12 protein-coding genes are annotated in these 12,990 nt (G+C 48.4%); all 12 read left to right on the top strand.

Going from position 1 to position 12,990, the window contains the following annotated elements:
• The 12 genes from JYB84_RS14475 to JYB84_RS14420 are packed head-to-tail and all read left to right on the top strand — an operon-like array spanning window position 1 to window position 12,939.
• Window positions 1-864 carry a hypothetical protein gene (locus JYB84_RS14475; protein WP_207320733.1) on the top strand — a complete coding sequence of 288 codons (864 nt, stop codon included), beginning with the start codon at window positions 1-3 and terminating at the stop codon, window positions 862-864.
• On the top strand, window positions 861-1,541 hold the full coding sequence (locus JYB84_RS14470; RefSeq protein ID WP_207320732.1) for a hypothetical protein: 681 nt from the start codon (window positions 861-863) through the stop codon (window positions 1,539-1,541). Before JYB84_RS14475 ends, JYB84_RS14470 begins: the two co-directional genes overlap by 4 nt.
• A 2-nt stretch (window positions 1,542-1,543) precedes the next feature.
• Window positions 1,544-1,723, top strand: coding sequence for a hypothetical protein (locus JYB84_RS14465; protein WP_228290793.1), 180 nt, complete (start codon window positions 1,544-1,546; stop codon window positions 1,721-1,723).
• 17 nt (window positions 1,724-1,740) lie between these two features.
• On the top strand, window positions 1,741-2,637 hold the full coding sequence (cpaB, locus tag JYB84_RS14460; RefSeq protein WP_207320731.1) for a Flp pilus assembly protein CpaB: 897 nt from the start codon (window positions 1,741-1,743) through the stop codon (window positions 2,635-2,637).
• Window positions 2,634-3,947 carry a type II and III secretion system protein family protein gene (locus JYB84_RS14455; protein WP_207320730.1) on the top strand — a complete coding sequence of 438 codons (1,314 nt, stop codon included), beginning with the start codon at window positions 2,634-2,636 and terminating at the stop codon, window positions 3,945-3,947. The genes cpaB and JYB84_RS14455 overlap by 4 nt, the downstream gene beginning before the upstream one ends.
• Before the next feature lie 8 nt (window positions 3,948-3,955).
• The gene (locus tag JYB84_RS14450) at window positions 3,956-5,659 is read left to right on the top strand and encodes an ATPase, T2SS/T4P/T4SS family (RefSeq protein ID WP_207320729.1); all 1,704 of its coding nucleotides are present in this window, start codon (window positions 3,956-3,958) and stop codon (window positions 5,657-5,659) included.
• The gene (locus tag JYB84_RS14445) at window positions 5,652-6,503 is read left to right on the top strand and encodes a type II secretion system F family protein (protein ID WP_207320728.1); all 852 of its coding nucleotides are present in this window, start codon (window positions 5,652-5,654) and stop codon (window positions 6,501-6,503) included. The genes JYB84_RS14450 and JYB84_RS14445 overlap by 8 nt, the downstream gene beginning before the upstream one ends.
• 8 nt (window positions 6,504-6,511) lie before the next feature.
• Window positions 6,512-7,375: a type II secretion system F family protein gene (locus JYB84_RS14440; RefSeq protein WP_207320727.1), complete on the top strand. Its 864-nt coding sequence runs from the start codon at window positions 6,512-6,514 to the stop codon at window positions 7,373-7,375.
• Window positions 7,372-7,719: a DUF192 domain-containing protein gene (locus JYB84_RS14435; RefSeq protein ID WP_207320726.1), complete on the top strand. Its 348-nt coding sequence runs from the start codon at window positions 7,372-7,374 to the stop codon at window positions 7,717-7,719. Before JYB84_RS14440 ends, JYB84_RS14435 begins: the two co-directional genes overlap by 4 nt.
• Window positions 7,716-8,186, top strand: a complete 471-nt coding sequence (locus tag JYB84_RS14430) for a tetratricopeptide repeat protein (protein ID WP_228290791.1) — start codon at window positions 7,716-7,718, stop codon at window positions 8,184-8,186. The genes JYB84_RS14435 and JYB84_RS14430 overlap by 4 nt, the downstream gene beginning before the upstream one ends.
• Window positions 8,183-8,863, top strand: a complete 681-nt coding sequence (locus tag JYB84_RS14425) for a pilus assembly protein (protein ID WP_207320724.1) — start codon at window positions 8,183-8,185, stop codon at window positions 8,861-8,863. Before JYB84_RS14430 ends, JYB84_RS14425 begins: the two co-directional genes overlap by 4 nt.
• Before the next feature lie 17 nt (window positions 8,864-8,880).
• Entirely contained in the window at window positions 8,881-12,939 is a 4,059-nt protein-coding gene (locus JYB84_RS14420; protein ID WP_207320723.1) for an IPT/TIG domain-containing protein, read from the top strand.
• Window positions 12,940-12,990: the final 51 nt, after the last annotated feature.

Here is a 12,990-nt window from a genome sequence, read left to right as displayed (position 1 = left end):
ATGGATGAGCAAAAAGGTCAGGCCATGGTAGAAACTTTGGTTGCGCTGGCATTTGTGGTTATTCCGCTGTTATTGCTATTACCACTGATGCATAAGCTGTCTGAAACCAGGCACCTCACCACTGAAGCTGCCCAATATGCGGCGTGGGAGAGAACAGTCTGGCGCACCGCTGCACCGACTGCGTTTCCGGGGGGGGCTTTCAGTTACGCCAGCAAAGCCGATGAAACCTTATTTGCTGAAGTGCCCTGGCGCTTCCTGCAGCGCAATGGGGAGGTGATTACAAGTCGATATCAAAACCAATGGAGTTGGAACGACAAGGTGCATCCACTGCTGAAACACGTGATGCAGCAAGGAGAAGGCCAACAGATCATGTTCAAGTCGGTGAATGACACGCCAGATGACCAAAGCACGCTTGATCGGATTAGTCGCAAGGTTACGGGTACCCGGGTACCCGGCGCCTGGGGTAGCACGGTGGAAGCTGCCGTGAACGCTTTGGGAAACCTGGGTTTTAAGTTGGACAAGAACAGTTTCTACAGTGCCGAAGTCAGTGCCGCTATCGAGCCCTTCTATATGGATGAATTCAAGGATTTGAACCTGACTTTCACAGGTCACAGTGCATTGTTGTCTACCGGCTGGAATGCCGGAGGTCCAAAACATGCGAAGAACCTTACCGAGCGTTTGGTTCCTTTTAAATATGCTGACGTCGGTATTATAAGGGCGGCGCAAAATCTCTTGGCAATTATTCCGTTTGGAAAAGAGCTCGGTACGAACAATCTGAAATTGGGCCATGTAGACGTAGAAGTACTGCCGCCCAATCGGTTGTGCACCTATGGCAGTCCCAACTGCGGAGCGGAAGGAAAATGATCAGAAATTGTCTGCTTGTTTGGGCAAGCCTCACTATGGGCGGGGCATGGGCTGGGGATGTATGGCCGGAAATGGATTTTCCTGAACATGCCAAAGTGGAAATTGTTGCAGACAATATGAGCTTTTCTGCCTTGCCCATGAAGACTTGGGCTGTTACCGACAGTGGCAGTATGGGGGAACTTAAACAATTTTACGTGTCCCGCTGGAAACCCCGTAGTGAAAAATTTAATGAGCAGGAGTTCAACGGGGATTACGTCATTAACAGTTGGCAACCTCCCTACCTGTTTACCGCGAGATTCAAAGCGCAGTTTGACTCTACCTTGATATATGTCGCCGTATCCAAAGTCATGTCGCCGGATGAATATTCGCGAAGCACCGGGATCAAATACCCTACGCTGTCCGACACGCTAGTAATATCCGATATTTCATCGGCTGACTTATTTAAACGCGGCCGAACTGTGATATTACTCAGCGATCGCAAGGTCTCTGAAAATTATCACTATTACCGTAATTATTACACCAGTCGAGGCTGGTCAGAAGTCGTGGGAATATTTGAGGTCAGTGCCAATAAAGCCGTACTTCGCATGGCTCAAAACAATAATTATCTCGACATTAGCCTGAGCAGTCACAATGGCAAGACTCATATAGTTTCCAACGAAATGTCGGAAGGAATCTGATTTTGCGAAGTGCCACAGGTCAAGCGAGCGTTGAATATTTGATTGTGTGCGGTGCCTTGATTGCCGCATTGCTCACACCAATTAAAGACGATCAGAACGTGATGGAAATTTGTGTACAGGCACTCAGGGATTGGTATACCGCATTTGCCTATACCAAGTCCTTGCCTGATTTACCACTATGAAAAGGAAGTAATCAAAAATGCAGCTGAGAGGCATCGACTTTAACTGGGTGCTATTAATAATTGCTCTGGTATTGGGTGGGGTAGCCGCATGGGCTACCAAAAATTATTTCATAGTGAAAGAACAGGAGCTGAGAACCGAGCTTTTTAATACCAACAAAAAATCTGTTGATATTGTTGTGCCGGTCCGAAACCTGAGTAAAGGCGAGACTATTGGGGAATCCAATATGTCGGTACGCAGTGTACCGGAAGATATTGTTCCTACCGATGCCGTCTATCCAGCGCAATTTGGCGAGGTGGCCGGACAAATGCTGCTGACCGACATTGAGGCCGGCAGACCCCTGGTTTCCGCCTATTTACCGGGCAGCCGTACCAAGCAGTTTTCCGATTTGCTTTTGGAAGGTCAGCGTGCGGTCACCATAGACATAGACGAAGTGAACTCTACGGCCGGCATGTTGATCCCTTCCGATATGGTGGATTTGTACCTGGCATACAAGGTCGGTGAGGACGAGTCCGAGAAAACCAAAATGGAATTGTTGATAGAGCGCGCGCAGGTGCTGGCCACAGGCAAGCGCAGCATTGCCGTGCATCCCGAGTTGGTCGATACCTTATATGACAATCCTGATTCATACAGCACTGTCACGCTGGCATTGAGCGTAGAAGATTCAATGCGGGTCTCGCTGGCACGTTCCAAGGGGAAATTCATTACCCTGTTGAGAAATAAAAAGGAAGAGGCCTCGGTTGCCCTCACCACAATGTTCAGCGACCAAATATTCGGCAGCGCAATAGAGACCGGCCGGCATCAGGTCGAGTTTATTACCGGAGGCAGTGGTATCACTACCAGCATTCAGGAATATGCCTTGCCAAAAGCAAAAATGGAACAGTTAACCCAGGTTGAGAATAAGACGGCATTATGAAGATGTTTAGATTTTTAATGGTCACATTTGCATTGTTCATCGGTGTTATCAATGTCGCCGGTGCTCACAATAATAAAGAACTCAAATTATATGTTGGTGCAGTTGAACTGTATAAAGCCAAAGATGTTGAGCGTGTCGTTGTGGGGAACCCCAGCGTACTGAACGCCAAAGTGGTTGATGAAAAGAATGTGCTGTTGATTGGCCAGGGGGAAGGGCAATCGGACATTCAGTTGTGGCAAAAGGATGGCTTGCTTATCAAGCTCAGCGTCGTAGTCACCAGGGATATTTCGCAAACCAAATTGGCCACGGTTAAGCGTATGCTTTCTGAATTTCCCTCACTGGAAGTGTCCGAGTCAGATGGCATTATCGTCGTTCACGGTGAGGCAGAAATAGCCCATAAAGAGGTCTTGGAAAAGGTGTTCGAGAAGGCCGACAACGTGATGTCGCTGGTGAAATATGTGAAATACAGCGATTACCTTTCGCCCATGGTGAAAATGGAAGTCAAGATTGTCGAATTCAACAAAACCACACTCAACAATATAGGTATTCGCTGGGATGCCAGCATGTCGGGCCCGTCGTTTGGTATGGCCAAGGCATTTACCTCTAATCCCATTTTCAGTGTTACTTCACCGGGGCAGTATTCAGGCGCTATCAGTGAGGCCATATCCGAATCCATTGGCGTGCTTGATACCCGTGGCTGGAGCTATCTGGGGGTGGTGTCGGGAATAGGCTCGCAGATCCAGCTGCTGGCGGAAAAGGGCGATGCCCGCATGTTGGCCGAACCTAACCTGACGACCCGTAGCGGTGAGAGTGCCAGTTTCCTTGCCGGTGGTGAAATACCCATTCCCAGTGTCAGCGGTGTCGGCGCTGTGGATATTGAGTACAAGGAATATGGGATCAAACTGGACATTGAGCCTGAGGTGGATTCAAAGGGCAATATCCTCAGCAAGGTTGTTGCAGAAGTCAGCGCCATCGATCCCTCCATCATGATCAATGACGCACCGGGTTTCCTGACCCGCCGTACCGAATCTGTCATCAACGTAAAGAACAAACAAACCATGGTCATTTCCGGACTGGTGAACAGCGAAATGTCCAAGGCGGTCAACAAGTTCCCTTTCCTCGGTGATATCCCCATCCTGGGAGAGCTGTTCAAATCCCGCAATTTCAAGGATGACAAAACTGAACTGGTAATTTTCGTGACGCCCACCCTGGTTTACCCGGGAGAAGACAGCCACGAAGAGGCATTGGCACGGGGCCGCGAGATGGTTGAAGAAGCCAACAAGTTGGAAGCCTTTTACATTCTGGATTAGGAGTGCCTATGTTCAATATCACAGTCAGCACCACCAAGGGCACCAAGGTTGGCGAATACCAATGTATTCACCGTCAGTGCTGTATCGGCAAAGACACGGAGCACCTGGTGGTGCTGCGCGGGATCAAGGTATCCAGACTCCACGCGACCTTGAAGCGTGAAGCCGAGGGTATCTATATTGAAGATAACAAGAGCATGACCGGCATTAAGGTCAATGATCAGAAGCTTCGCTCCTATGGCCCGCTGAACTTCAATGACAGGATCCAGATTGGTGACTATTTCCTGCGGGTTAAAGATGAAGAAGCCAGGCAGTTTTCGTCCCCAGCCGAAGAAGCCCCGGCACCGACCTTTGAATTGCCTCAACCCATAGCCGAGCCTATCTCACCCGAGGCGGTGGCAATTCAGGCCCTGGAAACCAGCAAAAACAGTGAAACCATTCGTCTCAAGAACCACTGGCGGCGCCAGGTTCATGGCGAATTGCTCAAGCAACTGGATTTGCGCCGGGTCAATGTGAACGAGATGACTGATGACGAGTTACGCAGTCAAAGCCACTCGTTAATCAACCAGATAGTGGCGCAAATGAGTATTCCTGCCGAGCTGTCACTGGAAGAACTTATCAAGGAAGTGCTGGACGAAACCATAGGCTTGGGCCCCCTGGAGGCGCTGATTGCCGATTCCGATGTAACCGAAATCATGGTGAACAGCCACGACCGGATATTTTATGAAAAGTCAGGCCAGCTGCACCTGTCAGATATCGCCTTTTCCGACGACCTGGCGGTGTTGGGCGCCATTGAACGCATAGTTACGCCTATTGGCCGCCGTATCGACGAAAGCTCCCCCATGGTGGACGCCAGACTCAAGGATGGTTCACGGGTGAATGCCGTCATTCCACCGCTGGCACTGAAAGGCCCCTGCATCACAATACGTAAGTTTATGCAGCGACGTTTGAGTGCGGCCGATTTGGTGCAGTTCGGTTCCATGAACAAGCAAATGGCCGATTTTCTGGAAATCGCGGTTAAGCACAAGAAAAACATCGTGATTTCTGGTGGTACCGGTTCAGGTAAAACCACGCTGCTGAACGTCTTATCCAACTTTATCCCGCCCGATGAGCGGATCATTACCGTGGAAGACGCTGCTGAACTGAGGTTGTACCAACCCAACCTGGTCGCCTTGGAGGCCAGACCGCCAAACCAGGAAGGCAAGGGGGCAGTGGAAATTCGTGATCTGGTGAAAAACTGTCTGCGGATGCGCCCGGATAGGGTGGTGATTGGCGAATGCCGCGGCGGGGAAGCACTGGATATGCTGCAAGCCATGAACACAGGCCACGACGGTTCACTCACCACGGCACACTCCAACTCACCCCGGGATTGTGTGGCGCGGCTTGAGGTTATGGTAATGATGGCGGGGATGGATCTGCCGGTGCAGGCTATTCGGGAACAGATAGCATCGGCCATTAACCTCATAGTGCAGCAATCCCGCTTTGCCGATGGTTCACGCCGGGTAACCAGCATTTGTGAAGTGACCGGCATAGAAGGCTCGACGGTTCAGCTTTCGGAAATCTTCCGCTTCCAGCAAACCGGTTTCTCCGAACAGGGCAAGGTCGTGGGTCACTATATGGCGACCGGCACTGTGCCCGAGTTTTACGAGGACTTACGCCGTCGAGGCATCCGGGTGCAAATGGACACCTTTGCAAAGGAAAGCGATCATGGCTGAGTTGGTTATTGCCATGGTCATGGCATTTCTGTCTGTGAGCCTGTTGGTGTGGTCACTGAAACACCTGGGGGAATCACTGGGACGTAAATACCAGGAAACCTTCACCTCATCGGCCAGAAGCAACCTGGCCGACATGTTCCTGTTCATCGAACCCGGCCAATTGTTCATGATTAACCTGTTTACCCTGGCCTCGGTGCCCTTTTTGGGACGGGTGATGTTGGGGTCATGGGTGCTGGGGATCATGTTGAGTATAGTGCTGGCCATATTGCCCCGATTTGCCTACAGCTTCCTGCACAAGCGGCGCCGGCGTAAGTTTGTGCACCAGTTACCCGATGCCCTCAATATGATTGCCTCTTCCATGCAGGCGGGGGCCAATACCACCAGTGCCATTGAGTTTATGGCCGACGAAATGGAAGCTCCTGCCAAGCAGGAGTTCCAGCTGTTCCTGCGCGAACAGCGTCTGGGGGTCGAGTTCAATACCGCCCTCAACAACATGCTCAGCCGCATTCCGGAAGACGAATTCCAGTTGGTGGTTGCCGGTATGCAGATCTCCCGCGATGTGGGCGGCAACCTGGCCGAGGTGTTGCAGCGGCTGTCATCGACCCTGAGGCGCAAAATTGAGATGGAAGGCAAGATCCAGGCACTGACATCCCAGGGCAAACTTCAGGGATTGGTGATGACGGCCCTGCCGGTGTTCATCGGCATAGTGCTGTATCACATGGAGCCGGCTTCCATGGGGCGGATCTTATCCGAACCCCTGGGGTGGGGCGTCATAGTCGTCGGGACGCTGATGCTGTTTTGCGGTTACCTGGCGATTAAAAAGATCGTCTCCATCGACGTCTAGGAGGGTATATGGTCAATCTTATCGTCACCATTTACACCCTGGCCGTCATAGCGCTTATCGTCAGCTGCACCCGTATCTACCGCAAGGTGCCGCAGGACAGCCGCGAGTTTATGGATCCCCTGACGCCTGGCCTCAAAATGATCTGGCCCATAGTCAGGCTGCTGGCCTATTACGTCAGTGAAAAGCTCAGCGTGGACTATCTGGAGCGGGTGTCCAAGAAACTGCAGCTGTCGGGTTTGTCCTACATGATGAACGCCGAACAGTATTTTGCCATCCGCATCATCAGCACCTTTTTTGCCCTGGGTCTGATGTTGGTCGCCGGCCTGATGCTGGATGCGGTTCAGCTAAATTACCTGCTCATTGCCGCCGTATTGGGCTTTTACCTGCCGGTGTTGACCCTGAACGATCTGCGTAAAAAGCGCCAGGGACTCATAGTCAAGGTACTGCCTGTTTACCTGGATTATCTCACCATGTCCATTGAGGCCGGACTCAATATGTCCGGCGCCCTGATGCAGGCGGTGGAACGGGGGCCCAATGGTCCGATGAAAATCGAACTGGAAAAGGTTATCCGTGATATGCGCGCCGGTATGTCGCGGGCCCAGGCGTTTCGCAACATGGCCGACAGGGTGCAAATTACCGAAATCAACAGCCTGGTCAGTTCCCTGGCACAGGCGGAAAAAACCGGTGCCAGCCTGGGACAGACACTCAGGATCCAATCCGATCAACGCCGGGTGGAACGTTTCCAGCGGGCGGAGAAAAAGGCCCTTGAGGCCCCGGTCAAGCTGGTGTTTCCGCTGATTGCGTTTATTTTCCCCGTCACCTTTCTCATCCTGGCATTCCCGATAGTCATGAAATTCATGTACGAATTATGAAAAAGATCAAAATGTTAAATAGCCGCAACGGTAAAGAGTTACAGGTTAGCCTGGCTGACACCCCCTGGTTGCGGCTGCGCGGTTTATTGGGGCGGGCACCATTGCAGTCAGATCAGGGCATGTTGATCAGCCCCTGCAATGCCGTACACACCATGTGGATGGGGTATCCCCTGGATCTGGTTTACCTCGACCGCAGACACAAAGTCGTCCGCATAGTCACGGGGCTGAAACCGTGGCGATCCAGCCATTGCCGGCAGGCATCCAGTGTTTTGGAACTGGCCGCCGGCAGCGTCGCACAACTGCAAATTACCCAGGGAGATGAGCTGATATGGGATCCAAATTGACAAATTTACTAACGCTTGCGGGCCTGGCCTTGATGCTCTGTGCCTGCAGCAGCACGCCCGCAACATCCGATGGCAACCAGGAAATCGTGGCCCTGCAGGCCCAGGCCGAACACGCCTATAAGCTGGCCAAGTTGGATCAGGCGGAAAGCCAATATCTGGAAGTTCTGGCCTTAGTGCCCAACTACGCACCGGGCTGGTTCCGGCTCGGCAATATTTACACCCGCACCGGTCGCCATGATGCCGCCATCGCCGCTTACCAGCGTTGTGTCGAATTGGAGCCGGAAAACCAAAAAGCCTGGTACAACATGAGCCTGGTCAGGCTGAAACAATCGACACAGATATTGGAAGCCATCGAATCCCGGGGCGACAAGGACAGTGCCATCGGTCGGCAAATTTCGGCGCTGTTGCAGGTGCTCAATGGTTTGCAAAGTGCGCCCGATAACAATACCCAGGCGCGGGCCGAATGAGATCTGTCGTCAGGCAACGTGGCCAGGCCATGTTTGAATTCAATGTTGCGCTGCCATTCCTGATGCCCGTGGTGCTGGTGGTCATGATGTTGGTGGTGCAATGGACCTTTATCTATGTGGCCAAATCAACGTTGAACTCGGCCACGGTCAAGGCCGTCAGGGCCGGCACTCTCAACTATGGCAGCACCACTGCCATGAACAAGGCTCTGGCCCAGGGGATGATGTCGTTATTTGCCACAGGCACAGAGGCAACCGACACCCTGGCGGCTTATGGCAAAGCCCGCGCCGCGGTCACCGCCTTGGCGCAGCTGCGGGTACTGAACCCCAACAGAGCCGTGTTTGACCAGTTCAAATACCGCGCCAGAGAGAATAACCGCAGCCTGTACGAGATCCCCAATAACAACCTTATGTACCGCAGCAGCGCGTACAAGAATGTCGGCGGCGGCCGTCAGCTCAATATTCAGGATGCCAACCTGCTGCAAATCGAAGTGCGCTGGTGTCAGCGATTGGTGGTGCCGTTTGCCAACCGGGTCATCAACCAGGTGGTGACCTCACCTTTATTTGGGGTCAGCGATGAACAGTTGGCCTGCAATGCTCTGGGCTTGGCCACGGGCGACGTTTATATGGCCATGGTTTCACAGGGGATGATGCGAATGCAGACCCCGTTCAGGATGTAACATCAAAGGGAAATAAGATGAAATTTAAAGCGCTTTATCTGGCACTGTTACTTGCCGGCACCGTCGTGGTCGGCGGCTGTAACGGAGAATTGGAACCCGGTGAGGGCACTAACCCGACCACCCCAACCGATCCCGGTACTCCCACAGATCCAACGGATCCAGGTAACCCCACGGATCCCGGCACGCCAACCGATCCGGTTAATCAGGTCGGCACCTGGGAAAATAAAGATGAAGACGGTGACGGTGTTCCGGATGAGCTGGATGATTATCCGTTTGATGTGAGTAAAACCGACACAGAAGTTTTCACCGATTTAGAGCCAAATGATAACCCTTCAGTGGCAACTCCAACCAATCTTTTGCCTCCGTTCAGTGTCAGGGGCGCAATTGCCACTAAGTCCGATAACGGTGATCTTTTTTCCTTTAAGGGGGAAAAAGGCCATTTCTATACCTTTAGGCTCAACTATCAAGATACTGAATTCAAACCCAATATTTATTTCTCTGATGCTCAAGGTAATGCACTGAATTTCGGGAAAATTGCTATATCACCATCTCTCAAGACACTGGCCATCAATGTTGAAATACTTGAGGATGGGATGTACCACGTCGGTGTAAATGATATCAATTTTGATGGAAGCCCGAGCTTTTCCTATGAAGGCAGGGTGTTTTCAGATTTGGATGGCGACGGATTGGATGATATTCAGGAATCTGCATTGGGGATTAACAATCAAACTTGGGATACTGATCAGGATGGTATTTCAGATGCAGATGAGTTTCTTTATGGGCGCTACATTCCTAGTTTAGGCTTCGATCCTGACGGTGACGGTATCCCTAATTGGAGTGATACAGACAGTGATGGTGATGGTATCCTTGACCACAGAGAAGGTGCTTTTGACCATGATCAGGATGGTCTTGGTAACTTTATAGATATAGATTCTGACGGCAATAATATACCCGATCAGATCGAAGCCGGGGCGGAAATAGAACACCCGACAGATAGGGATTTAGATGGCCTCTCAGACTATGAAGATCTTGATGACGATAACGATGGACTTCTTGATATTAATGATGATGATAGGTTATCGGAAGTCATCGAAAACCAAGATACATTTATAAGCTCACCTGAAGTAAATCACAATGACATTGCAGTAAGATTTGTTAGAGAAGGTGATACATTACAGATCGAGCTGAATCAATCATTACCTGGAGTTCAAAGCTACATAGTTTTTAAACGTCAAAATTTGAGCCCTATTAACATTCCTATAAGTTCAACTTCAGGTATCTTCTCTGTCACCGCACCTAAAGCTGCAACTGAATTATTTATTTCAGATGGAGCTTTCAGAAGTAATATTCGTGAGTTGGACGTCCATGACAAAGGAGTGCCCGTTATATCCTCTAATCAGGCTTATCTTCTAAAGGAATTGGAAACAACCAGTATTATAGGTAGTGATTTTACTCAAGACATGACAATTACTGCTGGTGGAAGAGCCTTAGAGGTCATATCTTCAACGGCAACAGAAGCAACGATAAGAGTGCCAAATAACTTAAATGACGGTGAATTACAGATAAACAACACACTGGGTCAAAGTAACTTAGAGACATATTATGTCGTTAAAAATATTGAAGCTAATGTAAGCTTGCTCCATAACGTAGAAGCAGAACAAATAACTGTCGAGACCCTTCTTGGCAATCAATATCAATTGGATGCTTCCGCAACACAAATGGTAAGCCACTTTAAAAATCGCCTGACACCTATTAACAGTTTTCTTAATACTGTTGATGATAACAACAGAAAGCTATACCTAAGCGGCTATATACTTCCACAGGATACTGCAGTAACCCTCAATCTTGAAAGTACAACCTTCAAACACGTACTTGATTATATAGGCACAAAAAAAATTCCTTTAAGCGAGATCTATAACTTCAAAAACGTAGTAATAGACTATCCTGAATTCAAAGAAGTCATGGCACACTTTAGCCAGTTATTGGAGCTTTCTCCAACAGCCCTAGATAAGTATTCAAGTGAAACCAGTACACTCTTGCTAAGCAATAGTCGCAAGATATACGATAAATATCAATCCAGCTTGCCAACTCCTGCTAATGCATCTAATATAAAAAGCAAAAATATCACTAAAGCCTTAAATTCAAGCTCAACTACAGGCAGCATTAAACCAACAATAAAAAATTATGGCACAGATCATTTTGATTATTCACTAGACGCCACAAACTTTACGGATAATTGGCTACCAACGGATCCTAGCTGCCCTGATAATCCTGAAATAAGTGATGAACAAAAAAATAAACTTCAATATGATGGCTGCACAAAATTAGAAAACAGAACAAAACTTTATTTAAGCACTCAGATAATACCGCTAGGTAAAAATGACGAATATGACCCATCACAATTAGACACCCCGCTTAGGAGACATATTAATAGCGGATGGGATGGAAATATCCTTGGGCCACAATCTGGTACGTTCTGGGGCATTGAATTTTGGTCTAAAGATCAATATTATAATAACTGCCCATATCAAAGCTGCTTATACCAAGTGCTTTCCCCTGGTGTAAATACACCTTTGGGCCCTTCTCCTTTCAGCTTTAGAAACAACTCTGAATATGATAAGGCTAATCTAGATGCTAGAAAAAGTTTAGCTATTAGAACGATTATCGACGGTATACTGCTGCCATTTGTAGATATCATTCTGGAAGGCATAAATTACACTCCTCCAAAACAAGGCTTTGATAAAGTTGCTATAACAAAGGCGATTATAGCATACTCACCTAAATTAATTGAAGAAAGTGAAAAAATCTATAACGATGACAATGTAACAGTTGAAGACATAGAAAATTTCACAAAAGAAATTTTTATCGAATTCTATAAGAATGAAATAGAATCTTTTTACAAGGTGGACAATGCAGGAAAACTTGGCCCTATTACCAAGGCCGTACTGAAAGAATTAGCCATTAGCCCTAATGACTTGGCTATTTTGGCCGCTACAGCGGCTGCACGTAAGTGGTTGCCTGTTTCAGGTCAAGCCGAAGCCCTGATTAAAGGAGCCAAAGTGGCTGATATCATCGCCGACCAGGTCAAGACAATCAAAGATATGATGTTTGTTCCAGTTAAATCAGATTTTACCGTCACTTGGGGACTGAAAATTGCGGACCTGGATCCTAGTATAATGAAACCCGAAGCAGTGAGTAAACCACTTACCATTATCGGTACAGGCTTTGGAATCAATGAGCGTTGGTATTGGTTTGATGAAAAACCAGTGGCCTATCTCAAAGATAAAAATAAAGCAGGCGATGAAGAGGAAATTCAATACGACGACATTTCAGATGCAGGTACCCGCTTAGACATTACAGTACCTGCAAGTTTATTGGCCAATGCAATCGGGCCAATATCTGTTAAAGTTAAACACAGAGGTCAAGAAGCAACTTCTCCGATTGACATCATGATTAGTGATGGATTGAAAATCTCTAGGTTAAAAAATGACAATGGACAGCCAGGTGATATAGTTGTTATTGAAGGTGTGGGTTTTGATCCCGTAAAAAACAAAAACAAAGTCACCTTTGCTGGTAATAACAATGACCGCATTGTGGCATCTATAGCAAAAGTTGAACCAAACAAGCTGACAGTAACTGTGCCTAACGGGATTATAACAGGTAATGTAACGGTCGAAGTAAATAATCAAATAAGTAATGGTCTTAAATTTACCGTACCCTATCTACTCGACGTAACCTTTGGCGACAACGGTAACTTTAATGATGATATATTCAAGCTAGTCGTTGACGACAAAGTAATTACCGATGGTTCGAGCCCTCAAAGAAAAATAGGTCCAATATCTATTCCTCTAACCGCAGGTACACATACAGTTAAATTAGTTGGCATACGAGCAGAGGATGAAATAGGCACATATTACATTGAATTTTCTGGTAATGTGACATCTGTTACGGGAGACGACCTTGAGGGGCGGGACTTGCTCAAAGACAGCGTGAAGACTTTTAAGGTGGTCATCGGTGACTCGAGTCAAAAATTCTTCCATAATAGTGCCCCTCTGCTCATCTTGCAGCAAGAGTAGCACCAATTAACCAATAGTATTTGATGTAGAACCTGGGAGCATATGATGTGA

This window comes from Shewanella cyperi, from assembly GCF_017354985.1.
Classification (GTDB): domain Bacteria; phylum Pseudomonadota; class Gammaproteobacteria; order Enterobacterales; family Shewanellaceae; genus Shewanella; species Shewanella cyperi.
Note: the sequence above shows the minus strand (reverse complement) of the source record. Positions and strands in the feature narration are given on the sequence as shown.